This window comes from Kribbella antibiotica, from assembly GCF_004349055.1.
In the GTDB taxonomy this organism is placed as follows: domain Bacteria; phylum Actinomycetota; class Actinomycetes; order Propionibacteriales; family Kribbellaceae; genus Kribbella; species Kribbella antibiotica.
Map to the genome: position 1 here is coordinate 1 of NZ_SMKX01000007.1, position 25259 is coordinate 25259.

Below are 25259 nucleotides of genomic sequence, written 5' to 3' on the forward strand. Positions count from 1 at the left end.
CCCCTACCCTCGACCTAACACACGCACTGTCCGACATGTCCCCTCCGACACTGTCCGACATGTCCCTTCACATCACACCCCAAAATCGGCTAGTTATGCTCCCCAGCCTCAAGCAACCGCCACTTTCCACGCGACCGCACCACTAGAGCAACCACAGAACGTCACCTCAAGCAACGTTCACCGCGGTCGCGGCCTCGCCATCCAGCTCAGCCACCGGATCGGCCCACCCGAAGGCTCAGTGGCCGCCGTCAGGCGGCCGAACCCCGCGCAAACCCCCGCCTTTGTGGACCGCCAAGGCCACCAGCCGCCCACCAGGATCCACAAAGCGACCAATCCCGCGATCCGGCCCCCGCGGTCTCAGGTAGTGGTCGCCTTGATGAATGCGAGCGCCTGCGGCCAGGCGAGTTTGTACGCGGTGGCGTTGACCTCGTCGCCGTGGCGGGACTTGTCGGTGAAGCCGTGGGCTGCGCCGGGGAAGTACTGGGTGAAGGTGGCTCCGGCGGAGCGGGACTGGAGGGCGGTCTGCAGGGCCTCGAAGTCGGCGTTCGGCACGAGTGTGTCCGCGCTCGGGTAGCTGACCAGCACTGGCGCGGTGATGCTCACCGCATCGGCGATGGTGTCGTGGGTGTGCTGCGGGTGCAGCTCCGACGGGCTCGTTGGGTGGAAGGCGACCACGTTGGCCAGGCGCTGGTCACGCGCGCCGAGCAGAAGCGCGAACCGTCCGCCGAGGCACCAGCCCATCACGCCCACCTTGCTGCAGCCGAGGTCGTCGACGAGGTAGTCCAGCAGGGCTTGCTGCTCAGCGAGTGCCTCGTCGTCGTCCTTCTGGAGTAGCAGCTCGGACAGCTCCTCCCGCGTCGAGTTATCCGTGCTCCGGCCCTTGAACGGATCCCAGACCAACGCAGTGATCCCGGCGGCGGCGAGCTCGTCCGCCCACTCGCGGATCTGCTCGCCGATGCCGGTGATCATCGGCAGCAGCAACATCCCTGCCCGGCCGACGCGCGCCAGATATGCGTCCTGGTCCCCAACTTTCACAGTCACACCCATGTAGCGGAGCTTAGTGTTTGATCATCCGCGGGACAGCTGCGTTGACCAGGATGAGGATCAGGACCGAGAAGATCAGCAGGGCCGTGGCTGCCGGGAGGAGCGCAATCCCGAGGCCGATCGCGAGGACGGGTAGCGCCAGACCGGCGTACGCGATCAGGAAGAGTGCGGCGAGGACTTCACCGCGCGAGCCTGCGTCGGCGAGTGAGGCGGCCGTCGCGACCGCGCCGCGGAAGACCAGGCCGACGCCGGCTCCGGCGATCACGCCGCCGATGACGAAGAGCGCGAGGCTCGGGATCAGGCCGCCGATCGCGATGCCGACCAGGCCGACCGACATGAAGGCCAGGCCGAGGCGGAGCTGGTTGCGGCGTTCCATCTTGACGAAGATCACCTGGCTGGCAGCTCCGGCGATGAAGACCGCGAAGGTGACCACGCCGGCCAGGATCCGCGACGGCTGGTGCAGCACGCCTGCCAGGAACGTCGGCGCGAGCGAGGTGAACAGTCCGAAGATCGAGAACGCCGCGAAGGCGCCGATCGCGCTGGCGAAGAACAGCGGCTTCGCGGCAGCCGGTAAAGCGACGCGCTGCGGCCGGTACGCCGGACGCTCTTCCAGCCGCTCGACAGTCTCGGGAACCAGCGCGATTCCGACTGCGCTCAGCAGGAGCAGAACCAGGAAGATCTCGTACGGGCGCTCGAGCGGAGAGGCGACGTACTGGGCCAGGATGCCGCCGACGAGCGGGCCGAACGCCAGACCACCGAGGTTGACCATGCTGGAGATCAGCGCCGACCGGCTCGGATCTTCTTCCGGCCGCGCGATCTTGCGCAGTTCGGAGAGGTGCGCGGTGGCGGTCGCGGTCAGCACGCCGACGCCGACACCGGAGATGAAGCGCGCGAGCAGTAGCCCGGGCACGTCCGGCCAGATCAGGAAGATCGCTGCGGCAACGGCCTCGGCCAGTACGGCGAGGAGGGCGACCCGGCGGCGACCGAGCCAGTCGCTGACGTGGCCGGCCAGGTACAGGCTGACCATCACGCCGACCGCGTAGGCCGCGAAGATGATCGTGATCAGGTACGTCGGGAATCCGTCGCGCCGCTGGTAGAGGGCGTAGAGCGGGGTCGGGACCGTGGAGAAGGCCATCGTGATCAGGAAGGCGGTCGCGATCACCCAGAACCCGGGTTGATGAGCGAAGCGCACCCGGGAGTCGGCCAGGCGGGACGGCGTCAGCGTTGTGGACATATCAACAGCATGCGCCCGTTGATCTATCGAGTCCAACGAAAGTTCTTGCACTGTCTTATCACTCCTGGCGATAATTGCTGGATGGACAGTCGGCAGCTCGAATACTTCGTCGCGGTCGCGGAAGAGCTGAGCTTTACCCGGGCGGCGCAGCGACTCTTCACCGTGCAGTCGACGGTGTCGGCCGCGATCCGCGCCCTGGAGACCGACCTTCGGGTCACGCTGTTCGACCGGTCGACCCGACGGGTGACGCTGTCGACCGCGGGCGCCGCGCTCCTGCCGGAGGCGAAGGCTGCGCTGGAGGCTCTTGACCGGGCTCGCGCGGTGGTCGAGGAGGCGTCGACCGGGCTGCGCGGGAACCTGCGGATCGGCACGATGACCCGGCTCGGGCTGGTTGACCTCGCTGAGCTGCTGGGAGCTTTCCACCTCAAGTATCCGCTGGTCGACGTACAGGTGACGACGTCGCCGACTGGGTCTAGTGGGCTGGCGGACGACGTACGGCATGGGCGGCTCGATGTCGCGTTGCTCGGCCTACCGCCGTCGGAGCTGAGTGGGCTGGATGTCCGCGAGCTGGCTGCGGTGCCGTTCGCCGTACTGGTTCCGCCTTCGCATCGGCTGGCCGGAGCGGCATCGGTTGCGTTGGAGGATTTGGCCGGGGAGCGGTTCGTCGACATGCTGCGCGGGTTCGGCAACCGGCGGATGGTGGATCAGGCGTTCGAGCGGGCCGGGATTCCGCGGCAGGTGCAGGTCGAGGTGCCCGACCTGAGCGAGGTGCCGGAATACGTCCGCGCGGGGCTCGGGATCGCCGTCGTACCGGATATTTCGCCGTCGGTTGCCGGGGTGGTGCACCTGCCGCTGGCGAGGCCGGCGCTGGCGTGGACGTTGTCGGTGGCAACGATCGCCGGCCGGACGCCGAGCCGGGCCGTGGTTGCGCTGCAGGAACTGTTCGCCGATGCAGTCCGGCCGGGCTACTTCTGACCTGCTTGACCGGGGAGACGCCCTAGGCTTGGTGGATGTGGCCTAAGGGTGCACCTGGAGTGCTTGAACTGCCGTCGGGACGGCTCGTGCGCGGACGCGGTCTGCGCAACGGCCCGACGGCGGCGCCATTTCCGGCGTACGGCGTTTATCTGCTCGGGTCTGAGCCGCCTGCGGTGGAATGGGAATCGCGGTGGTTGCGCTGGCCGGACTTCCGCTTGCCGTCCTCTCGCTCGGAGGCGCGGTCGGTGTTCCTGGACGCGTTGGAGCGTTCGGGATCGGAACGCGTCGAGTTCGCATGCGCAGGCGGGCGCGGAAGAACCGGTACGGCGCTCGCCTGCCTCGCCGTACTGGATGGTGCGCCGGCCGCGGACGCGGTGGCTTATGTGCGCCGCCACTACAGCTCGCATGCGGTGGAGACGTTCTGGCAGAAGCGCTATGTGCGGCAATTCAGTTGACGTAAGCAACCGCGGTCCCGTTGGCTCGGTGCTGTGACGATCTCGCGCAGCAACCCTTCTGGACTGCATCCGACGCCCGGCTACCACCACGTGACCACGGTTCAGGCCGACACTCTCATCTACCTTGCAGGTCAATGCCCGCTTGACCCTTCCGGCGACCTCGCCTCCGATTCCTTGTCTGGCCAGACCACGCAGGTGATCGACAACATCCTGGCCGCTCTGTCCGCGGCCGGCGCTCGGCCGGATGACGTCGTACGGACTGTTATCTATGTGAAGAGCACAGACCGCTCAGAGTTGGCGGCGGTGTGGACGCAACTGAATGACTCTGCGCTCGCTCCCGCCTTCACCTCGGCCAGCACCCTGCTCGGCGTTGCCCAGCTCGGATTCCCCGGTCAGCTCGTCGAGATCGACGTCACTGCAGCGCTGTGATTTCGTGGTTCGGCGCCAGCCTGCGGTTGGCGTCGTACCGGTTGCGGAGGGCTAGCAGCCGCGGGAAGTCGTCGTAAGCCTCGGCGATCTCGGCGGCCGTCAGGTTCTCGTAGCTGAAGTTGAGGAACCGGCCGACGGTCGACGCCTGCCACGGTTCGAAGACGCGCCGGTCGACGTCCTTGCGGCCGGGCGCCAGCACAATCAGCGAGTACGACGCGTCGCGGTGACCGACGGCGTTGTCGACCTCGCAGGCGAGGGCGCCGCCGAGATGCCGGATCGCGACGATCGCTGACTTCGGGAGGCTGCGCAGCGCCTGCGGGTCGAGGTCGCTGAGCAGCGCGTTGTGGGAGCGGTAGCTGTCCGGGTTGTCGGGTTCGGCGAAGATCTTGCCGGACTCCACGTAGGGCAGGTCGCCGACGGTGTCGAGGACCGGTTGCCCGATCCGCCGCAGCGGTTCGATCAGTTCGGGGCCGGCGAGGACCGCGACCTGGATCTGCGCGATGTACTTGCCGCGCAACGGCTCCGGGACCTGCGGGATGTCCGGGAACGGGATCATCGTGACCCCCGACGTCACCTCGTCCGGGACCGATTGCGTCCAGTCCCGCCAGGCCTCGACGGCGGTCGGGTGCTGGGCAAGATCGAAGTACAGACTGCCGCCGTACAGGGTCGGGACGTCGAAGAGTGCGATCTCCATCCCGGTGACCACGCCGAAGTTGCCGCCGCCACCGCGGAGCGCCCAGAACAGATCCGGATCCGCCTCGGCCTTGCGGCTGACGCCATCCGCGGTCACGACGTCGATCCGGTGCACGTGGTCGGCGGCGTACCCGAACTTGCGCGCCATCAGCCCCATCCCGCCGCCGAGCGTGTAGGCGACCGCGCCGACGCCCGGCGAGCTGCCGGACAACGGAGCCAGCCCGTACGGCGCGGTCGCGATCATCACGTCTTGCCAGGTCGCCCCGGCTTCCACCCAAGCAGTCTTCGCGGCCGCATCGACCCGGACGCCGTTGAACCGGCGGGTCGCGATCAGCACGCCCTTCTCGATCCCTTGCGTCAGCCCGTGGCCGCTTCCTTGGACGGCGATGCGGTGGTCGTGGTCGACGGCATACCGAACCGCCTCCTCGATCTCGGCCGCGCTCGTCACCTCGAAGATCACCTCGGGCCGGTGTGGATCCAGCCGCTGGTAACCGAGGCGGGCGTCGTCGTACCCCTTGGCTTCGTTCGTCAACATCATGGATCTGACGCTAACGGCCCTTGCGGACATAGGCTGTCCTTAATGAGCGAGATGCCAGGCCGGATGCTCCGGCTGCTTTCACTGCTGCAGAGCCGCCGCGAGTGGTCCGGCCGCGAGCTGGCCGAGCACCTCGGCGTCACCGAGCGGACGGTACGCCGCGACATCGACCGGCTGCGCGCCCTCGACTATCCGATCACCGGCACCACCGGTACGGCGGGCGGCTACCGCCTCGGACCGGGGTCCCAGCTGCCGCCGCTCCTACTGGACGACGACGAGGCGATCGCCGTCGCGCTCGGCCTGGTGAGCGCGGGGAGCGGCGGGGTGAGCGGGATCGCGGCCAGCTCGATGAGTGCGCTGGCCAAGCTCACGCAGGTCCTGCCAGCACGGCTGCGACCGCAGCTCGCGGCAATGGCGTCAGCGGAGGCGATCCCGCGCCTTGGTGTTCCGCAGGTCGATCCAGACGTGCTGGCGACGTTGGCGCGCTGCTCCCGGAACCATGAGGTCGTCGGCTTCGAGTACGTGAGCCGGCAGGATGTGTCTACTCGGCGTCGGGTGGAGCCACATCAGTTGCTGACTGTCGCGTGGCACTGGTACCTGCTGGCCTTCGATCCGACCCGGGACGACTGGCGGTTCTTCCGGGTCGACCGGATCAGCGCGGTCAGTCCGGTGCTGCATCGGTTCGCTCCGCGTCCGCTTCCAGCCGACGACGCGGCGTCCTACCTGGTCGAGTCGTTTGCCCAGGCGTCGTACCGGCACAGCGTCCAGCTGACCGTGCAGTTGCCGGCCGACGAGGTGGCGGCCCATTTCTACGGGTTCGTCCCGGGCCGGATCGCACCGGCCGGGCCGACGTCGTGTGTCGCCGAATTCTCTGCCGAGACGCCGTCCTTGCTGCTGCAGCTCGTCGCCGGGATAGTTGCCCTGGGCGCCGACTTCACGGTCGACGAAGCGTCGCCGGAGACTCGAGCCATGATCGCCTCCGTTGGTGAGCGGCTGCAGTCGTTCAGGCCGTGATGAGGCCGATCCCCAGCGTCAGCACGCCTCCCGCTAGGACCACGGCGCCGAGCCAGAGCAGCCAGAGGAATTTGTTAGGAGAGGTTCGGCCCTTGCCCGCGGACGAGGCGAAGAAGCCGCCGGACATCAGAATCGCCGCGAGCGGGATCGCTAGCCGTGCAATCCAGAGCGGTACGCCGGTCAGGCTGGTCTGGTCGACGTACAGGAGTCCAACCAGGCCGAGGATCACCAGGACGCCGGCGTGCGCATGGCCGGCCCGGGCGAACGACTTCTGGAAGTCGGTCATCGGGACCTGGCCGCGAACGATCTTGGTCATGAAGTAGCCGCCGAACTGGATCGTCACGATCGTCAGCAGGATGACGCCGGCGAGGATCCGTGATGCGTCGGTCATACGTGCACCTCTTTCTTGGTTTCGATCCGGCCGGCGACGTAGAGGGCGGCGGCAATGTAGAGCAGCTGCTCGGGGATTCGCTGCCAGAGCGGGCTCGCCGTGCTGACATCCGCGATGGCTGCGTAGATGTTTGCCGGGAGCAACGAAACGAAGAGCAGCGCCAGCCCGGCTGCGGCCGCGCGACGGGTCGCGGTCAGGACAAGGCCGGCCGCTCCCATCAACTCCAGGACACCGGTCAGGTAGACGACACCGTCGGCGTACGGGACGAACGGCGGCACCATCGCGACCAGGTCGTCGTGGGTGGGCATGACGGTCACGGTGGCCGGGACGAAGTGCGCGCTCGCGGTGAACAGCAGCATCACGGCCATCCCGTGGGCGGCGGCCGTGCGCCAGTCGGCGAAGCGGCGTACGCCTAGCGCCCCCAGACCCCGGACGCCGGCTGTGGCCAGCAGCAGTACGAGGACGATCATCGATTCCCCTTATGGATAGTAGCGGTATCCGTTTATGGATACTGATACTATCCGTCGTACGGCGACGAAAGGCAAGCGATGCGGATCGGTGAACTCAGTAAGGCGACCGGTATCCCGGTCCCGACGATCAAGTACTACCTCCGCGAAGGCCTGCTCGCGCCCGGTGAACTCACCAGCCCGAACCAGGCGTCGTACGGCGAAGTTCATATCCGCCGGCTGCGCCTGATCCGCGCCCTCGTCGACCTCGCCCAGGTGCCCGTCGCCCAGGTCAAGGAGATCGTCGAGTCACTCGACGCCGACGACATCCCCCTGCACGACCAGATCGGCCGCGCCCACCGAGCCCTCACCCCGGCTCGCAAACCCACGGCCTCCCCCGAGGCCCGAGCCGCCGCGGCCGTCGAGGTCGACGCCCTCCTCACCCGCCGCGGCTGGACCGTCGAACCCGAAGCCCCCGCCCTCGCCACCCTGATCGAAACGGTCGCTGCCCTCCGCACCCTGGGCCAGGACAACCTGGTGGCCTTCCTCGACGCCTACGCCGAAGCCGTCGAACGCTTCACCCAGCTAGAGGTCGAAGCCGTCGCAGCCCCCACCCGCGACCAACTGGCCGAGTCCGTAGTCATCGGCACCATCCTCGGCGAAACCCTTATCACCTCGATGCGCCTACTAGCCCAAGAGTCCACCTCCGCCAACCTCTGGCGCTAGAGCAGTCGCTCCAGCTCTTTCACCTGGTACGTCGGCTCACCGAGAAACGCATCCCGCTCAGGTGTTCCGTGGAAGAGATTGAGCGTGTCCAGCCGGTAGACCCACTCCTCACCCCAATGACTCGGGTACCGGTAATTGATCTGCCACCTGACCCACTCATCCGGCGCCAAACTCACCGCCCGTGCCCGGTTCGGCCGCAACGGCATCCCGTACGGCGTCACTGTTAACTGCACCCGAACCAGCCCGTCGATCGGCCTGACCTCGACGCCGCTCTCGAGCCGTTCCCGACCGCGAGTCACCGTGACCTCACCAGGCAGACCGCTCTGAGTCCCCTCCCACACCTTGAAGTCGTCCTGCTCCTGCATCACCACTCCATGCACGAACGGCGGCTCATCCTCAGGCAGCCGAAACCCCACCGGCACCGCATTCCGTCGACTCGCGCCCGGCGCACCGCGCGACCTCTTGGTCCACGTGGTCCGGACCCACTGCACAACGACCCTCATCGGGTCCCCGTAAGAAACCTGAGCCGGTCCTCGACGTCTCGGGGCAGGTCGGCCCGGTCAAGGTGCGCTCGGATGGCTTCGCGGTCGGCGGTACCGAGAGGCTGGTACGTCGTGGCTGCGTGGTGCATGAGCCAGCTGTGCAGGTCCTGCCTGCCCGCGTTCATCAGCTCCTCGTCGGCATCCTGCCTGACCTCGAGGTCGGCCCGCACCCGATTCCATCCACCCAGCTCACGCCGCAGCCGCCAGGCGGCCCGCCTCTGATTGGCGTGCTCGGAAGCGGCGGCCGCCGAGACGTCGTCGTACCGGATGCCGGGAGTGGTGGCCAGCAGACGAGCGGCGTACCTGACGACCGCGCCACTCGGATCAGCGAGCAGGGTGAGCAGGAGTTGCTTGGACGGCCGCTCCGGCGGCCACATCTGCAAGGCCGCCAATCGTAGGCGCGAATCGCTGCTCGCCAAGGCTTCTTGAGCTTCGGCCGCGCCGAAGCGTTGACCGGTCTCGTGCAGTCCGGCGAGAGCTTCCGCGGCGCCGTCCTCTTCCCAGGCGGCGCGATAGTACGGCGCGGGCTCGTGGCCGGCGCGCCGATATCGCCAGCACGCGGCCGCGCGGACTCTGCTTGACCGGTCGAGCATCCGCTCCTCGAGCTCATCGCGCTCGAACAGCTCGTCAGAGCCGTCGTACAACACCATCAGTCGACCCTCGACGTACCGGGATCCCAGCAGGCGTTCCTTCGCGACCACGGGGTCGACGGCCATCCAACGCTCGACCAACCGCCGCCGAGACCACTGATCCGTCTCGACCTCAAGCTGTTCCCCGATCTCGCCGGAGGCCATCTCCGCCAGCACTCCGTCGTACGCAAACCGTCGCACCACGAGGTCGGGCGATGCCAACAGCTCCCGCGCCTCGAAACGCTCGCCGTACGACGTCAGCGCAGCCGGCCCATGGAAGCGATTTCGCAGCCGAAGGAGCACGCCCAGCGCCACCACATCCGGGCGCTCGACCAAGGCCTTCAGCGCAGGCTCTCGCACCTGCGACACGTGATCCACAGCCCGCAAGGCCAAACAACGCGCGCCTACCCCACCCTCGCGATCCGCCAGCAACCGCACCGCATGCTCACGCACATAGCCGTTCGCATGGAGCGACGCCACACACTCGGTCAGCAGGTCACCGCGCCCCAGAGCATCACTCCAGAACGGCGTCCCTCCCCAGGCCTCCGAATACCACCACCAATACATCCGGCGCCCACGCTCGCTGAGCAACAGCACTTCCACCGGCGAAAGCTGAGCCAGCCAGACAAGCCCCTTGGCACGCGCCTCATCGTCAGCGCCGAGGCAGGCTGCCCGAAGCCCCTCGAGGGCAGCATCCACTTCAGTCGGCGTCATCACCCCTCGATGATCGCCGACCGCACACCGCCGACGCGAAGCCTTTAGCTGTCGTGCGCCATGTCGACGAACCGCGAGTAGTGACCCTGGAACGCCACCGTGATGTCGGCGGTCGGGCCGTTACGGTGCTTGGCCACGATGAAGTCCGCCTCGCCCGGTCGCGTCGACTCCCGCTCGTACGCGTCCTCACGGTGCAACAGGATCACCATGTCAGCGTCCTGTTCCAGGGAATTATGTGTAGCGATGCCTTCGGCAACGAAGTTGTGGGTGCCGAGGACGGTGGCGTCGTACACCTCCTGCTCACCGAGGCTTTCGACCGAGGTGATGGCGTCCCAGAAGATGTCGTTGGTGGCGAGGACCTCAAGGTCGGCGGAGTCCAGGACGTCGGCGACCTTGGCGAGGCGCTGGCGGCTGGGGGCGTGCTTCCACAGGGTGGAGCCGGAGAACTGAGTGCCCATGGCTGCGGCGAACTCGCGGTGGGTGACCTGGCGGTCGGCGAGGACTTGACGCACCTGCGACCAGACTTCCTTCGGCACCGTGTCGAGGTTGGTGTTGCCCTTCACATCACGCAGCGCCGTGGCGACTTCGAGCACCTTCAAGCCGCGCAGTCCGTGGACACCGATCTCGTCACAGAAGCGAAGCTGGTTGGCCGCGCCATAGATATGCAGGTGGTAGCCGTCGCGATAACCCGCCTTCTTAGCGACCTTGATGCGGGTAAAGATGTTGTGGCGGAGCAGCAGCCGAGCGAGGTCGTCGACCAGGCGGCGGCTGGTGCTGGCGTAGTAGATGCGAGCCTGGCCGACCTTCGCGTCCCAGCGGACGGAGCCATCGGTGGCCCAGATGTGGCGGATGAAGTGCGCCACCTGCTCCTTTGGCAGACCGAAGACGCCGTCGGGGACGAACTTCTCGTGGCTGCGCAGGCCGAACAAGCCCAGACCGTCGAGCCAGGCGGCGATCGGGTTCCGCTTGCCGCGGGCCAGCCGGTACGGCGCTGGGAGGCGGAGCGTGGTGACGCGGGCAGCGGCGTACTCGTCGCGGATCGGCGTGATGCCGAACCGGCGGTTGGCCGCCTCACCGACTGCGGTCAGGTTCGCCTCGTCGATGCTCGCGTAGCGAATCGGCTGCCGCTTGACGAACGAACCGTCACCGGTCAGGTGGGCGAGCAGCGTGAGCTCGTCCTCGTCCCACGGGGTGACCTCGAGCGGCGGCGGGACGTGGCGCAGCGAGCCCAACCGGGCGCCCGGGGCCAACTCACCGAGCGGCTTCCAACCGTCGTACGTGAGGAAGGGGTGGTTTGCCGTTGCCTTGATCTCGCGACCGGAGGCCAACTTCAGCCGGAATACTTCCTTCACCCCGCTGGGGAAGGCGTGGGTCAGCGTGCGCGGCACCAGCTTCAGCCGGTCGTCGAGCGACCAGACCGGGATGTCGCGAGCGTCCGTGGCCAGCAGCTCACCCAGCGAGATCTCCGCACCGGTGTCGGCCCGCATCAGCCGCGTGTCCGCGGTCAGACATCCCGATTCACGAAGGTCCGAGGACATGGGGCGTTTGTCGGCGCGTTGTTCGGAGCCACGGTTGAGCTGACAGATCGCCACGACGGGGAGTTCCAGTTCTTTGGCGAGGAGCTTGATGGAGCGGGAGAACTCGGAGACTTCGAGCTGGCGGGACTCGACCTTCTTGCCCGACGTCATCAGCTGGAGGTAGTCGATGATGATGAGGCGGAGATCGTGGCGCTGTTTGAGGCGGCGGGCCTTGGCGCGGATCTCCATCATGGTGAGGTTGGGCGAGTCGTCGATGAAGAGGGGGGCTTCGGAGACTTCGCCCATCTTGCGGGCGAGGCGGGCCCAGTCCTCGTCGGTCATCTTGCCGTTGCGCATGTGGTGCAGGGGGACCTTGGCTTCGGCCGACAGCAGCCGCATGGTGATCTCGTTGCGGCTCATCTCCAGGGAGAAGACGCAGGAGGCGAGGCCGTGCTTGATCGAGGCGGAGCGGGCGAAGTCCAGGCCGAGGGTGGAGTTGTGGGTCGGGATCATGGTCTTGCCGGCCAGGTAGAGATGGGCGGCGTTGTCGACCTCGACACAGCGAACGGGGACGCTCGCGACCTCGTCGATCCACTCGATCCGGCGGTCGGTCTCGTCGGAGAGCGCGGCCGGGAAGCCGTGGCCGGTGACCTGACGGGGGGCTGAGCCCGGGATCGGCGGGGTGAGGCCGGGGCTTGCCTTCATGGCTGTGAACAGGTCGGCGGTCGTGCAGATGATCGGGTAGCGGCCGTCCTCGACGAGCCACTGGTGCTCGGCGTCGGCGACGATGGCGCTGCCGTCGGAGAACGAGAGCCGGTAGCACGGGCGGTCGACCATGACCTCGGTGGCCGCGACGACGGTGGTCGGCAGGCCTTCGGCGTCGAGGAGCTGGTCGCCGACGGCGACCTCGGCCATCGTGGTCCAGCCGGTGGGCGTCGGCAGCGGGGTGTCGAGCGCGAGCGCCTTACCCATGGCGGGACGGGCGGCGACGATGATCATCTGGCCGGGGTGCAGGCCGTTGGTCAGCTCGTCGAGGTCGGTGAAGCCGGTCGGTACGCCGACCATCGAGTCACCACGGGAGTCGATCGCCTCGATCTCGTCGAGGGCGCCCTCCATGATGTCCTTCAGCGGCGCGTAGTCCTCGGTGGTGCGCTTCTCGGTGACCTGGTAGATCTCGGCCTGCGCCTCGTCGACGACGTCGTCGACCTCGCCCTCCCCCGCATATCCGAGCTGGACGATCTTGGTGCCGGCCTCGACCAGCCGCCGCAGGATCGCCTTCTCGCGGACGATGTGCGCGTAGTAGCCCGCGTTCGCGGCGAGCGGCACCGAGGCGACCAGGGTGTGCACATACGGCGCGCCACCGATCCGGGCCATGTCGCCGCGCTTGCTCAGCTCGGCGGCGACGGTGATCGCGTCGGCCGGCTCACCGCGGGCATACAGATCGGTGATCGCGTCGAAGACGGACTCGTGCGCCGGGCGGTAGAAGTCCGTCCCGCGCAGGGTCTCGATCACGTCGGCGATCGCGTCCTTGGACAGCATCATCGCGCCGAGCACACACTGCTCTGCGGGCAGATCCTGCGGCGGCGTGCGATCGAACCCCATCTCGGGGTTGCGCTCTTCGCGGCCGCCGTCCTGACCACCGCGGAACTCCGCCACGCTCACTGTCCGACCTCCATCGTTCGCCGCTGCCCCCGAACCACCGACGACCGGGGCTCGAACACCTGATCGAACCGTAGCCGCATGGACTGACAATTTTCTGCCGCCCGCCTGGACACCCAGGCACGCGACCGTACGCCGGTCTTGTCCCCAGGTGGTAGCCAGCCGTCCACAGGGGATGTGGAAGAGCTGTGGGAAAACCCGCCAACGCCTGTGCACAGGCTGGGAACAACCCTGTGGATATCTGTGGGCAAGATTTCTCCACAGGCCTCTGACCTGCGGTTTCGTCCATGCACAACTGTGGAGAGAAAAAAGTCGGCCAGCTTGTTCACAGGCCTGCCCACAGCCGTGGGTAACCTGCCTCCAGTGAGTCGTAACCGCTGGGTCGGCAACCAGGATCGGGAGATCCTGCGGCTGGCCGTTCCCGCCTTCGTGGCCCTGGTTTCAGAGCCGCTGATGCTGCTCGCGGACTCCGCCATCGTCGGGCACCTCGGCACGCCCCAGCTGGCCGCCCTGGGGATCGCAGGGACGGTTCTGCAGACGCTGGTCGGCCTCTGCATCTTCTTGGCCTACGGAACCACCTCGGCCGTCGCCCGTCGGATCGGCGCGGGCGATCACCGCGGTGCGCTGGCGCAGGGCATCGACGGACTCTGGCTGGCACTGCTGCTGGGCGTCGTACTGGCAGTGGCCGGAGTGGTGTTCGCTCCCCAAGCCATCGGCGTCTTCAACCCGTCCCCCGATGTCGCTGAGCACGCACTGACGTATCTGCGCATCTCCTACATCGGCATCCCGTCCATGGTGCTCCTGCTCGCGGCCACCGGCGTGCTGCGCGGCCTGCAGGACACCAAGACCCCGATGGTCGTCGCCATCTCGGCAAACCTGGCCAACATCGTTCTGAACCTGCTGCTGGTCTATGGCCTGAATCTAGGCATCGCAGGCTCCGCCCTCGGTACCGTGATCGCCCAGACCGGAGCCGGTGTCGCGCTGGTCGTCGTGGTGGTCAGAGGCGCTCGCCGTGACGGTGCGAAGCTCAAGCCCGATCTGCCCGGCATCCTCGCCTCCGCCCAGATGGGCCTGCCACTGGTCGTCCGGACGCTGACATTGCGTGCGGCGATCCTCCTGCTCACCTACGTCGTCACCGGACTCGGTACGACGTCTCTCGCCGCCCACCAGGTCGCGTTCACGCTGTGGAACTTCCTGACGCTGGCCCTGGACGCCATCGCCATCGCCGCCCAGGCCCTCACCGGCCGCGCACTGGGCGCAGGCGACGTCGCGAGTACGCGCTCCATCACCAGGCGGATGATGTGGTGGGGTCTGTGGTCCGGAGTGGTCTGCGGACTCATGCTCTGGGGCCTGCACTCGGTCTACGTGCCCTGGTTCACCACGGACCCGGAGGTGCGCCACACGCTCTCCGCCATCATCGTCGTCGCGGCCATCTGGCAGCCCCTGAACGGCGTGGTCTTCGTCCTGGACGGCGTGCTGATCGGTGCCGGTGACGGTCGCTATCTGGCAATCGCAGGCGTCATAGCGCTGGTTCTCTACGTACCGCTGGCTTTGAGCGTGCTGTGGTTCGACGGGAGCGTGGTGGCTCTCTGGTGGGCGTTCAACGGGTTCATGCTGCTCCGGCTCATCACCTTGGTCACCCGCGAGCGCCGGGACGCGTGGTTGGTCACCGGGGCTACCCGCTGACCCTGGAAATACGGCATCGTGGGGCCATGGCCGACAAGGATGACGAACTGGTCGAGGACCGCGAAGCCGCTGAACTCAACGAGGAAGAGCTTGAGCGGGCCGCGGGCGAAGAGCGCGAGCTCGAGGAGATCCGCAACCGCCGCGAGACACTCGATGCCACCGCGGAGACCGCTGAGGCCATCCGGCTCGCTGAGGCCAACGAGGCCGCTGGCGCGCGGCACCGCGAGCTGGCCGACGGCGAACGGCGCCAGGCCCGCAGCGACCATGCCCACGGCAACCATCTGCTCGACGAGTCGGCAGCCCGCCCGGACGAGCCCGGTGCGGACGCCACTGCTGCCGCCGGTCGCCGCTACCAGCGCGCCGGCGACCGCGAGGACCGCGCGGCGTCGTACGACGATCGTGTCGCGGACCGGTATGCCGACGCGAGCCGTGATCAGGCGCCGGCCAGCGATGCCGCCCGGCGCCCCGCTCAACCTCCTGAGGCCCGCAAGTTCGTCCAGCCGCGCAAGGCCAAGAAGCGCGAGAAGAACACGGGCTTGGATCTAGACCTCTAGATGCCCCGCACGGGCGGCTGGCGCTGGTCGAAGAACAGGCCAGCCGGCGGCTCTTCCACTGGGAGCGGCGGGACCGGGTAGTCGGTGTGCGAACCCCGGCAGGCCGCAAACGGGCCGTCGGGGTCGAGCAGCGTCATCATGTGCGGGTCCGCGTGGTCACGCCACCAGACCGACATCCCGGTCGCGGGGTCCAGTCGCAGGTGCTCCCAGGCGCGCCAGATCGAGTCCAGCCGGCTCAGGGCTTCGGCGTGCCGGAACCACTCGGGGCACCACACGTACTGCTGCCCGATCCGGCGTGAGTACAGGTAGATCAACCGGTCCTCGACGAACGCCGCGACGTGCGGGTAGAAGAGTTCCTGCTCACCATCCACGACGCTGCTCCTCAGTCTGCTCCCACACCGGTACGCCGGTCGGCATCGGCGGCGGACCGCCCTGCTGCCCACCAGTCACCCAGGGGTTCGCTCCAGCTCCAGGCCCACCCTGCGACAACTGCGGCGCTGTCGCGCCCGGGTCGTACTTCGCCAGCGACGCCTTGACCGCTCCGGCGTCCGCGCGCGTGAACCACGGCACCGTCTTCACCATGGTGGCCGGGATGCCGGACGGGAACACCACCGCCCGGCCGGGCGGCATCGCTGCCAGGTCGGAGATCTCGAGGATGTTCTGCCGCTGCGTCTGCCGGCTGGTCCCTCGCTTGCCCTCGTTGTACGAGACCGAGCTGGAGACGATGTCGTAGTCGCCGATCAGCTTGCTCAGCCGCTCCAGGAAGTTCGCGTCGGACGCGCCACCGCCGTACACGCGGATGTTGGCGGCAGACCAGAGCTTCTCCATGCCGTGCTCGCCCCAGCACTCCTGGCCCTGCGCCCAGGACTGCAGGATCGTCATCAGGACGATGCCGCGGGAGCCGAAGTGGCTGTAGAGGTCGGGGAGGTTCTTCCAGCGGCACACGTTCGCCGCCTCGTCCAGCACGCCGACCAGTGGGTTCGGCATCCGGCCCATCGGGCAGCCCTTGGCGTACTCCTCGGCCGCCTCCACGACGGCGACGGTCAACGCGGTGACCAGCGGACCCGCCGTACCGGCGCCTTCCTTGGAGAGGCTGTAGAGCGTGCCGCCCTTGCGGACGAACTCGTGCGGGTTGAACTGCGGACGCGTGTCGTTAGGGCCCTGCGGGATGACCCAGCGGGTCACCTTGCGGTTCACCAGGAACTGGGCGCTCTGCTGCGCCGTGCCGTACACACCGGCGCGCTGCTTGTCAGGTGCGTTGATGACACCGGACAGTGCGTCGGCGGAGAGCTGCAGGCCCGGAGTGTTCCGCAGGATGCGTTCTGGCTCGTCGTTGCGCTGGTCCGCGAGCCACGTGTACACCTGCGTGATCGGACGCTTGGCAACCGCCGCGGCGAGCAACAGCCCAGCCAGCAGGTCCGTACCGGCCGAGTCGAAGAACGCATCGGTCTGTGCACCGACCTGACGCTGTGAGGCGACGAAGTGCTCCGCCAGCTCCCGTGCCTTGGTCTCGTCGGTGATGTAGGACAGCGGGTTCCACCACCAGTTCGGCGGCTCCTCACAGACCTCTTGCGGGTCGAACACCCAGACCGGGCCCTTGTCGAGCCGCGGGCCGCGGGTGGCGTCCACGATGTCGCGCTTGTTGGAGGTGGCGACCACGGAGCCAGGAGCATCCAGAATCGCCGGTACGGCGCGGGACGTCGTCTTACCGGTCCGCGGGCCCCAGATGTCGATGTGCATGTCTTCCCAGGACCCGAAGACCTCCAGGTTGTCCCGGACGGTCCGGCCGATCAGGATGCCCGGACCGGCATGTCCGGCGCCGAGCCGGTTCGCGATGCCCTGCGCGCCTTCGCGGGTCAGCTTGAAGATCTCCGACCGCTTCGACATCAGGAACGCCTGCCGGTCCACCCGACCGCCCGACGCCTTCCGGCGGCGGAGCAGGTACCACCCCAGGCCGACGAGCAGGCCCAGCAGCACGAGCTCAAGGATCAGTACGCCGGTCGCTGCGCCGGACCAGCGCAACCGGCCCTGGATCAACTGCGACAGCGCGCTGAACGGGTTCGCCGGTACGGCGCGGGTGCCGTCGATCGAGGCCGTTGCCTTCAGGGCACCCCAGATCGTGCCGGCGGCGACCACGAGCACGCCGCAGCCGATGAAGATCAGGACCGTCTCGACGGACAGGCCGCCCGGTCCGGTCGTGCGTTTGCCGTCAGCCATTGTTCGTCACCTCCGGCCGCGCGACGACCCGGGTGGTCGGGTCGGGCGGCGGCAGCATCGCGGGGTCGTCGAAGCTGTACTCCTCGACGACCTCCTCCGTCCCGTCCTCGGCGACCTCGACCTTCAACGGCCGTCCGTCGGCGCCGGTCTTCCACAGCTTGTTCGTGTCGTTGATCTCGCGCTCCACCGAGGTGAGGCCGACGTGCACCGGGATACCCGGGCGGCCACCGACCTTGATCAGGAAGTTTCCGCGACCTGGGGGCGCCGCTTCTTCACCGGTGGCCGGGTCCCAGGCGGGCGGGTCCTGCCAGCCGATGAGCATGTTCTGCTCTTCCTGCGACATCGGCACGACCTCGGTCAGGTTCTCCATCTCGGCCCGCGGCAGACCGCCGAGGACGACCATGCCGGACCGCTCGACGAAACCCTTGGCCTTCATCCGGTCCTCGGGGTGCTCGAGCGCGAGCAGGTCGGACATGGTGTGCGAGATCATCGCCATCCCGACACCACGCTGCCGGTTCAGGCGGGTCAGTGCGTCGACGCGGTCGACCAGACCACGCCCGGCACGCAGCACCCGCCACAGCTCGTCGAGGATGACGAAGTAGTGCCGCCGCGGCTCGAGCCCGGCATCGGCCAGCGCCTGTGCGACCGCGACCGCACCGAAGCCGTACGACCAGCAAGCCAGCAGTACGGCGGCTTGCAGGTTCGTCTCGGAGTCGTCGATGTTGGACACGTCGAAGACGACCGGACGGTCCATCTTCATCGGGTTGTCGGTCTGCTCGGAGAAGATCTCGCCGAGCCGGCCACCGCCGACCAGACCGATCAGCGAGGCCTCGAGACCTTCGGTGATCTGCCGGTACCGGTCGAGGCTGCCGCGGTCCAGAGCCACGTTCCGCACCCGGTCCGGCGCGTCCTGGACAACCTTGAGCAGATCGCGCAGGACCGGCGTACCGGTGTGGCGTTCGTCGAGGACCTTGAGGGCCTCGTCGATGATCGTCTCTTCGCGGTCGGTCGGCGGGGCCGAGCGCATGATCGAGATCAGCGCCGAAACCATCGTCTGCCGGCGGCCGTGCGCGTCGGCCTGGATCGCCTCGCGAGCCTTGCCGGTCAGCCGCAGCGCGGCCTCCCGCGACTCCCCCGGGTCCAGGATGTTCAGATGCCCGCGTCCGCGGCCGAGCTGAATGACCTGCCCGCCCAGCGACTCGATCAGGTCCTTGTAGTCGGGCTTCAGATCGCCGAGCACCAACGGCTGAACGCCGTACCCGGCGAGGCCGAGCGCCATCCGCCGGGTGATCGTTGAGTTGTGCGTGGTGATGAAGGTGCGACCAGCCAGGTAGAGGCCATCGGAGTTCGCCACCTGGATGCACCGGACCGGCCTGGACGTGACTCTGCGCGCCGACACGACGTACCGATGTGAGGTCCGGGCCGGGTTGCCGACCGTCCTCTCTGCGTGCGTCTCGTGCTTTCGACGCAGTCCGAACACCTCGTCGGTGGTGGTGAATCCGATCGTCCACTTCGGACCGCAGTCCTTGCCGTTCACTGTCGCCCGTCCCTCACGAAGGGTCGGGCGATAGCCAAGGCTCGCGACGAGTTCCAGTACGTCGTCAGCCAACCGCCGGTTGGTCGCGGTGTACTGGACCTGGCCACCCGCCGGTGAGACCGTGCCGTCGGTGTCGAGCAGACCGGCGAGCAGGTCGCGCCGCTGTCGGTCCGATCCACGCAGATAGGTCGTTGGAATGTGCTTGGCATTCAGAACGCCAAGCTCACTCAGGACCTGCGTGAGGCCGATTCCCTTCTGCCGGTAGGTCCCGGGAATCGTCAGCCGGTAGAGCATCGGCCCGGTCTGCTCGCATTCAATTCCTGCGGCCCGAATCCGATCGACGATGCCCTGGTCGATCGAGGTCAGTCGCGGCGCCGCACTGTGCCCATCACCCAGCCAGGCGCCCAGCACGTACGGATCCAGAGGCAGACCGGCTTCGCGCAGGACAAGACCTTCCATCACCCGGACAGCGTGATTGGCCTTGCCGCCCGCGACCAGGGTTGCTGCGATCTGGGCCGTCGTGACGGCCTCCTTCTGCGGCGTCCGGTCACGCTGATCATTCTTCGTCCGGCGCAGCGCCTCGTCCACCGCACCGACCAAGGTGGATGGGTCGTACCAGCGTCGGCTGCCCTTGCTGCGAACCGGTTCCACGGTGCTCGCCCAGCGGTAGACCGAGCTTTCACGGGTGGTGCCGTTCCAGCCGAGGGCACGGGTCAGATCCCGGACCGTAACCGGCTCGGCGCCAAGACTCGTCCGGGCGGCACCAACAGCCGTGAGTTCGGCGTCCGTACCGACCGGAAGCCGCTTGCGCGGCACGTTGTGCTCCACCCAGCTTCGCCGACGATCTTCAGCTGTCTCCGTCACCCACAGGTGCTCGGCGTCGGCGACGATGGTCTCACCGCTGGAGAAAGTGAGCTCCCAGCAGTCGCGCTCGTTCATCACCTCGGACACCGCAACGACCGCCGTCGGCAGGCCGTCCGCACCGAAGACGAAATCGCCCGGCTGCAAGTCAGCCATGCGTCGCAATCCGTCCGGCGTCGGGATCTGGGTGTCGACGTCGAGCGCCTTACCCAGACCGGGTTTACCGAGGACGAACATCGATGGGTTCGAGATCAGTTTGGCGCGCATGAACCAGCTGATCGGGTCGCAGCACATGGTTGCGCCGGAGAGGATGTTGCGGCCGATCGGTACGCCGACCATCGGGCTGCCGGTGCCGGCCGAGAACGGCCACATCCCGCAGACCTGGACCGTCGTACCGCGCCACTCCTGCGGAGCCTGGAGGTAGGTCGAGTACCCGCCGCCCATCCCCGGCCAGCCACGCGGCATCGGCCGCTTGCCGCGCCGGGTCGGGTCGACGGCCTTCTCCGGCTTCGGCTTGCTCACAGCGACTCCCGCAGACCGGCCGGAACGGACAGGTGGCTCTGCAGTACGACGCCGAGCGGCAGCCCGGCCACGAACGACGAGTCCTGCGATCCGTACGCCGGTCGCAGCAGCACCCGAGCTGTCGCGCCCAGGTTGTCGATGGCGGCGATCATGTCCGGGATCTGCTCGGCCGTCATCACTGTTCCGGTGACGATCATGCCGAAGTTCACCAGACCGGCCCCGCGCGCCTCTTCCTGCGCGGTGCGGTCAGCAGCGCGGGCCTCGGCCATCGTGCGCGCCGAGGGCCGGGCGGTGGTCGTCGCGCGGAAGGATGCGTTGCGCTTGTCGGCCTCGACCATGCGGGCCGCGGTGGCCGCGTCGAGCGGCCGGTAGAGCAGAGTGACGCGCTTGCGGTCGATGTCGTTGTGCGGACCGACCAACTGCGACAGCACGGACGAGAACACCTCGCCGCGCGGAGCCTGCGTCATCTGCCAGGTCACCGACCAGGCGGAGTCGTGCCGGTACTTGTCCCAGAACGCCTGTGCACCAGCCGGACCGACATCGGTCCACTGCAGCTCGGGCGCCATGCCCTGGCTCCGAGCCTCATCAATCAGTACGGCGGACGCCGGGTCATAGGCGATCCGGATCGTCTCGCATAGCTCCTGCGCAGTGACCGGGCGAGCCGCTCCGGCGCCAGTCGCGTTCAAGCTCTGGGTGAGCGCGGGAAGCCGGGACGCGAGCTCCCGGCCCATGTCCTCTTCCTTGCGCCGCTTGCCGTTGCGGTCGGTGCCCTTGAAGGTCAGCGCGACCCGGGCCGACACGAGCGCCGAACCCTCGGGGTAGCTCTGCACGACCTCGGCGAGCATCGCCTGAGCGATCGCCGGGGAACCGGGCTGGATGTTGTGGTTGACCTCGCGCCGCAGCCGGATGCCGGTGTCCGGTGCACTCTCCACCGTCACCGAGGCGGCGACGATGCCCGGCTCGTGGCCGAGCGAGGCGAGCCACTGGCCCCAGTGCGCGACCCAGTTGTCGATCTGGTCGTCGTCGACCAGCGACGCGCCGTCCGGCTCGGCGTTGATCACGACGGTGAAGTGCCGCGTGCTCGGGTAGAACAGCAGCGCGAACGGCCGGCCGTACGAGTCCTTGTACTCGCTCAGCTGCGAGGCGGCGGCCAGGCCAGGGATCTGGAACTTGCCCCAGGCGGTGCGGCCGAGCGGACCGGAACGGTAGATGTTGTGCTTCGCCATCTTTGCTCGTTGCCATCCAATACGGGTCGAGAGCCGTTGCAGGGCGGACAGGTTGTGTTTGTCCTTTGTCATCAGCAGCAGCAGCATCACGCCGACGACCAGCAGACAGATGAAGGCACCGAGGATTCCGCCCGCCATCATCGAGAAGATCGTGGCCAGCAGGCCACCCATCATGATGCCGGTGCCCAGCGTTCCCAGGCCGGCGATACCCGCCGAGGCGGGCTGCCGCCAGTTGCCGTAGGTGCGCGGAACGCTTCGTACGTTGTCAGCTGCTGCCACGTGGTCCGTCCGAATCTCGTCTGTGGTCGTCGCGGGGCTGGCGCTGCTCCCGCTGCCGTTCCCGGTTCACATCCCGCTGTGAGCCGCCACTGCCGGACGGTCCACCACCGCCACCACCACCACCGCCGCTGCTGCCTTCGCTCCCGCCGCCGCCACCGGAGCCCTGCGGGGCATCGTCGCCGAGCGTCTCTTGCGCGGCCATCTCGCCGGCCTGCTTGGTCGCCTTGACACCGGCCGCAACGATCGCGATCGGCGCCGCCACAGCGGCCGCTGGGCCTGCTGCGGCCGCCGCACCACCGGCTGCCGCGCCGCCACCGGCCGCTGCTCCACCGGCCGCTGCTCCACCGCCCGCAGCACCGCCCGCAGCACCGCCACTGGCGCCGGCCGTTGCAGGGGGTGGCGTAGCGCCCCCTGTGGGAGCTCCCTTCGGACCACCCGTACTCGGCGCCTGCTGTTTGGCCTTCCCGACGTTCTTGGAGCCGGTCGGGCCGTCGCCGCCACCACCCTCGCTGCCGCTACCGCCTTCGCCCTGGAGCGAGTCCTGCAGCTTGCCGGCCAGCTTGTCCGCACCGACCAGCTTGGCGGCGATCATGCCGGCGCCGGCCTGTCCCGCGGTCGCAGCGACCATCGGAACGATGAACCGCATCAGACCGGGAAGTGCGAACAGCGCAAGCACCAGCAGGGTCAGGCCGGTGACCATGTTCATCACCGAGTTGCCCGCCGCCGTGGTGGAGGTGAGGTTCAGGCCGCCGCCGTTGTTGGACGTCAGCCTGATCGCGGTCGCATAGACGATCGCGGCCACCGGTTTGTAGAGCACGAAAGCGAACATCCAGCCGAGGATCTTCTTGAACCAGTTCCGGCCCATCTCGGTGTTGGTCGCCGCCGCCGCGATCGGCAGCATGCCGACCAGCAGGATCAGCATCGCGCTGCGCACCACCATCAGGATGATCTGGATCACCCCGGCGATGATCGCCAGGATCCCGATCGCGATCGGCAGCGCGATCCCCATCGGCCCGACCCGCGACGAGACCGCCAGCATCGTGGTCATCGCGGCGCCGAACGTCGTGTGTTTCGGGGCATTCGGTTTCGTGAGGTCGCTGAGCTCGCACTGCCAGCCGAGCTTCGGATCGTCGAACAAGGAGGTGTTGACGATGCACTGGGAGAACTGGTCACCGAACTCGATCAGGGCCTGCGTCACGCCGACGACGAGCAGCGACGCGACGCCCAGGGTGATCAGCGACCGGAGCAGGTCGCGGGCCGACTCGCCCCGCTGGCTGTAGGCCATCTTGATCCCGGCGATCAGCACGCCGACGATCGCGACGGAGAAGGCGATGTAGTGGGTGTGCGACCACACCCAGGCGACCGTGCCGGAGGCGGGCTGCCCCGGGTTGTCGCCCATCGTCGGGGAGCCGACCGCGATGGTCGGGACGTAGACCCAGAAGGTGGCGATGGTGCCCATCACCACGGTCACGGCTTGGGAGATCGCATCGAGAATCGGCTGGAAGATCATGCCAATCAACCACTTCACTTGGTCGCCGACCCACTCGGTGATCTTGGCCCAGACACAGTCCAGCCAGTTGCCACACAGCGGGATCAGGTAGAGGCGGTTCACGTCAGGAGGTCTTCGGTGAGACGAAACGGAGAATGGCCGGTAGCGCGACCACGGCGAGAAGCATCATGGTGACGCCCATGACGATGTTCAGCATCTCGGGGGTGCCCTTGGGCGGCGTGACTCCCTTGGGCGCCGCCGGCGTGGAGATCATCGTGATGGCCGCCGCGTAGATGAGCGCGGCCACCGGTTTGTAGAGGATGAACCCGAACAGCCAGGCCAGTGATCGCTTGAACCACATCATCCCCATCTCGGTATTGGTCGCCGCGGTGGTGATCGGGAAGATGCCGACCAGCAGGACGAGCATCCCGTACCGGACGACCATCAGGGCCAACTGGATGATGGCGCAGATCACCATCAGGATGCCGACGAAGATGATCATCGCGAAACCCAGGAGCTCCGTCGGAGACTTCAGTGGCTCGACCATCCGGATCGTGAGCTCTTTGGCGAAGTCATGCTTGTTGGTGGCCAGAGCCTCGCCGATGATCCACCCCGAGAACTGGTCGGCATAGTCGACCAGCGCACCGACGACGGACAGCAGTCCGGCGTTCACCACCACCATCGTGAGCAGCGACTTCAGGATGTCCCGCAGCGGCTCGCCGCGGTGTGACACCGCCATCTGGATCGCGCCGACGATGACGGCCAGCGTGGCCACCGAGATCATGATGAAGGTCGTCCGGGTGTGGATCCACGAAATCGCGCCGTTGTTCTGAACATCCCCGGTCGGGATGTAGATCCACAGGAACGCGACCGCCTTCATGACCGCCTCGACGGCCTCGATGACGACCTTGGCGATCGCCTCGAGCAGCAGCTTGAAGATCGGCGAGAGCGTCCTGTCGACCACCTCGCCGAGGAACTCCGCGACGCAGTCGTCCCAGTCCCAGGGCGCGAGCGAACAGCCGAGTGCCAGCATCAGGCCCCCTGGAATCCGACGTAGCTCTCCAGCGATCCGAGCAGGTCCGGCTCGGTGCTGCCGTTGAAGCTGCCGTCGGTCTGCAGCTTGCCCTTCCAGTCCTTGCCGTCCCAGACCATCGTGACCGGCAGCGCGCCGGTGGTGCGTTCGTCGTACCGGACGGCGATCGAGACGATCGCGCGAGTCGGCTCGTAGTCGACCACCTTGAAGCCGGCGAACTGCCCCGGCTTACCTTCGTTGCGCGGGGTCGGGGTGGCCCGGTTCTGCTGAACCGCGATGTCCCGGCCCGGTCCCGGAGCGACCCGGGTGGCCAGTACGTCGGTCGTCAGCACCGGGTTCTTGATCTGGGCGAGCAGCGCGAAGGCCGCGAACACGGCACCGGTCGGCGAGTGGGCGAAACAGGAGCGAACGCCCTTGCGGTCCGTCAGCGCCGGCCCGGCCTCCTGCTGGAGCGGGAACAGCATGTCGTCCTCGAACTGCCAAACGACGCCCACTGGTGCCACCCGCGGGATCAGTTGACTGGGCTTGGCCGTCTTGCAGCCGCCACTGCCCGGCTTCGGGAGCTTGGGCGTCGGCGTACTGGTCGGGTCATCGGACGGCGTGGCGGGCGGTCCGGTGGGGTCATCAGAGGGATCGGAGGTCGGGCCGCCGGTTGCCGTCGGCACCGGTGTCGGCTGCGGCTGGGCCTCGTTGCCGCCGGAGCCGCCAATGAAGATCCACAGCAACACGCAGACCAGCACCGCGCCGAGCACGACGGCACCGGCGACGAAACCCCGCTCCTGCCAGAAGCCGGATGCCTCGTCACCGTCGCCGTCGTCACCTTTGCTGAACAGCCCCACTGTCGATCAGGCT

The 25259-nt window shown here is 67.8% G+C and carries 22 protein-coding genes; 7 read left to right on the plus strand and 15 right to left on the minus strand.

Going from position 1 to position 25259, the window contains the following annotated elements; all coding sequences use genetic code 11:
* Window positions 1-357: 357 nt before the first annotated feature.
* Window positions 358-1047: a dienelactone hydrolase family protein gene (locus E1263_RS03810; protein ID WP_132165392.1), complete on the minus strand. Its 690-nt coding sequence runs from the start codon at window positions 1045-1047 to the stop codon at window positions 358-360.
* Window positions 1048-1057: 10 nt separating this feature from the next.
* Window positions 1058-2278 carry an MFS transporter gene (locus E1263_RS03815; RefSeq protein ID WP_132165394.1) on the minus strand — a complete coding sequence of 407 codons (1221 nt, stop codon included), beginning with the start codon at window positions 2276-2278 and terminating at the stop codon, window positions 1058-1060.
* Between the two features lie 81 nt (window positions 2279-2359).
* Between E1263_RS03815 and E1263_RS03820 the strand changes: the two genes are divergently transcribed.
* The 3 genes from E1263_RS03820 to E1263_RS03830 are packed head-to-tail and all read left to right on the plus strand — an operon-like array spanning window position 2360 to window position 4137.
* Window positions 2360-3253, plus strand: coding sequence for a LysR family transcriptional regulator (locus tag E1263_RS03820; RefSeq protein ID WP_132165396.1), 894 nt, complete (start codon window positions 2360-2362; stop codon window positions 3251-3253).
* A gap of 35 nt (window positions 3254-3288) precedes the next feature.
* Window positions 3289-3708, plus strand: coding sequence for a protein-tyrosine phosphatase family protein (locus E1263_RS03825; protein WP_132165398.1), 420 nt, complete (start codon window positions 3289-3291; stop codon window positions 3706-3708).
* A gap of 33 nt (window positions 3709-3741) precedes the next feature.
* Window positions 3742-4137 carry a RidA family protein gene (locus E1263_RS03830; RefSeq protein ID WP_132165400.1) on the plus strand — a complete coding sequence of 132 codons (396 nt, stop codon included), beginning with the start codon at window positions 3742-3744 and terminating at the stop codon, window positions 4135-4137.
* Here the strand turns inward: E1263_RS03830 and E1263_RS03835 are convergent.
* Window positions 4121-5368 (minus strand): FAD-binding oxidoreductase, encoded by a 1248-nt coding sequence (locus tag E1263_RS03835; RefSeq protein ID WP_202868709.1) that lies wholly within the window; start codon window positions 5366-5368, stop codon window positions 4121-4123. The two genes, E1263_RS03830 and E1263_RS03835, sit on opposite strands and share 17 nt — an antisense overlap.
* A 42-nt stretch (window positions 5369-5410) precedes the next feature.
* Here E1263_RS03835 and E1263_RS03840 point away from each other — a divergent pair, with 42 nt between their 5' ends.
* A complete protein-coding gene (locus E1263_RS03840) occupies window positions 5411-6379 on the plus strand; it encodes a helix-turn-helix transcriptional regulator (protein ID WP_132165404.1) in 969 nt (322 codons plus the stop codon).
* On the opposite strand, the gene E1263_RS03845 is transcribed toward E1263_RS03840, so the two are convergent.
* Entirely contained in the window at window positions 6369-6770 is a 402-nt protein-coding gene (locus E1263_RS03845; RefSeq protein ID WP_132165406.1) for a hypothetical protein, read from the minus strand. The two genes, E1263_RS03840 and E1263_RS03845, sit on opposite strands and share 11 nt — an antisense overlap.
* The gene (locus E1263_RS03850; protein ID WP_132165408.1) at window positions 6767-7240 is read right to left on the minus strand and encodes a DoxX family protein; all 474 of its coding nucleotides are present in this window, start codon (window positions 7238-7240) and stop codon (window positions 6767-6769) included. The genes E1263_RS03845 and E1263_RS03850 overlap by 4 nt, the downstream gene beginning before the upstream one ends.
* A 78-nt stretch (window positions 7241-7318) precedes the next feature.
* Between E1263_RS03850 and E1263_RS44005 the strand changes: the two genes are divergently transcribed.
* On the plus strand, window positions 7319-7942 hold the full coding sequence (locus tag E1263_RS44005; RefSeq protein WP_132165410.1) for a MerR family transcriptional regulator: 624 nt from the start codon (window positions 7319-7321) through the stop codon (window positions 7940-7942).
* Here E1263_RS44005 and E1263_RS03860 read toward each other — a convergent pair.
* From E1263_RS03860 to E1263_RS03870, 3 genes are read right to left on the minus strand one after another with little or no spacing between them, the layout of a single operon-like run.
* Entirely contained in the window at window positions 7939-8445 is a 507-nt protein-coding gene (locus E1263_RS03860) for a hypothetical protein (RefSeq protein WP_132165412.1), read from the minus strand. The two genes, E1263_RS44005 and E1263_RS03860, sit on opposite strands and share 4 nt — an antisense overlap.
* Entirely contained in the window at window positions 8442-9827 is a 1386-nt protein-coding gene (locus tag E1263_RS03865) for a hypothetical protein (protein ID WP_132165414.1), read from the minus strand. The genes E1263_RS03860 and E1263_RS03865 overlap by 4 nt, the downstream gene beginning before the upstream one ends.
* A 44-nt stretch (window positions 9828-9871) precedes the next feature.
* Entirely contained in the window at window positions 9872-13006 is a 3135-nt protein-coding gene (locus tag E1263_RS03870) for a replicative DNA helicase (RefSeq protein WP_420323369.1), read from the minus strand.
* Window positions 13007-13366: 360 nt separating this feature from the next.
* On the opposite strand from E1263_RS03870, the gene E1263_RS03875 reads away from it, so the two are divergent.
* Window positions 13367-14689, plus strand: a complete 1323-nt coding sequence (locus tag E1263_RS03875) for an MATE family efflux transporter (RefSeq protein WP_132165416.1) — start codon at window positions 13367-13369, stop codon at window positions 14687-14689.
* A gap of 26 nt (window positions 14690-14715) precedes the next feature.
* Entirely contained in the window at window positions 14716-15243 is a 528-nt protein-coding gene (locus E1263_RS03880) for a hypothetical protein (protein WP_132165418.1), read from the plus strand.
* Here E1263_RS03880 and E1263_RS03885 read toward each other — a convergent pair.
* From E1263_RS03885 to E1263_RS03915, 7 genes are read right to left on the minus strand one after another with little or no spacing between them, the layout of a single operon-like run.
* On the minus strand, window positions 15240-15614 hold the full coding sequence (locus tag E1263_RS03885; RefSeq protein WP_132165420.1) for a DUF4913 domain-containing protein: 375 nt from the start codon (window positions 15612-15614) through the stop codon (window positions 15240-15242). The two genes, E1263_RS03880 and E1263_RS03885, sit on opposite strands and share 4 nt — an antisense overlap.
* A complete protein-coding gene (locus E1263_RS03890; protein WP_132165422.1) occupies window positions 15604-17460 on the minus strand; it encodes a type IV secretory system conjugative DNA transfer family protein in 1857 nt (618 codons plus the stop codon). Before E1263_RS03890 ends, E1263_RS03885 begins: the two co-directional genes overlap by 11 nt.
* Entirely contained in the window at window positions 17453-20380 is a 2928-nt protein-coding gene (locus E1263_RS03895) for an LAGLIDADG family homing endonuclease (protein ID WP_132165424.1), read from the minus strand. Before E1263_RS03895 ends, E1263_RS03890 begins: the two co-directional genes overlap by 8 nt.
* A complete protein-coding gene (locus E1263_RS03900) occupies window positions 20377-21885 on the minus strand; it encodes an SCO6880 family protein (RefSeq protein WP_202868710.1) in 1509 nt (502 codons plus the stop codon). The genes E1263_RS03895 and E1263_RS03900 overlap by 4 nt, the downstream gene beginning before the upstream one ends.
* Window positions 21872-23497 (minus strand): TrbL/VirB6 family protein, encoded by a 1626-nt coding sequence (locus E1263_RS03905; protein ID WP_202868711.1) that lies wholly within the window; start codon window positions 23495-23497, stop codon window positions 21872-21874. Before E1263_RS03905 ends, E1263_RS03900 begins: the two co-directional genes overlap by 14 nt.
* Before the next feature lies 1 nt (window position 23498).
* Window positions 23499-24407: a hypothetical protein gene (locus E1263_RS03910; RefSeq protein ID WP_132165426.1), complete on the minus strand. Its 909-nt coding sequence runs from the start codon at window positions 24405-24407 to the stop codon at window positions 23499-23501.
* A complete protein-coding gene (locus E1263_RS03915) occupies window positions 24407-25246 on the minus strand; it encodes a DUF8175 domain-containg protein (RefSeq protein WP_132165428.1) in 840 nt (279 codons plus the stop codon). The genes E1263_RS03910 and E1263_RS03915 overlap by 1 nt, the downstream gene beginning before the upstream one ends.
* Window positions 25247-25259 lie beyond the last annotated feature (13 nt).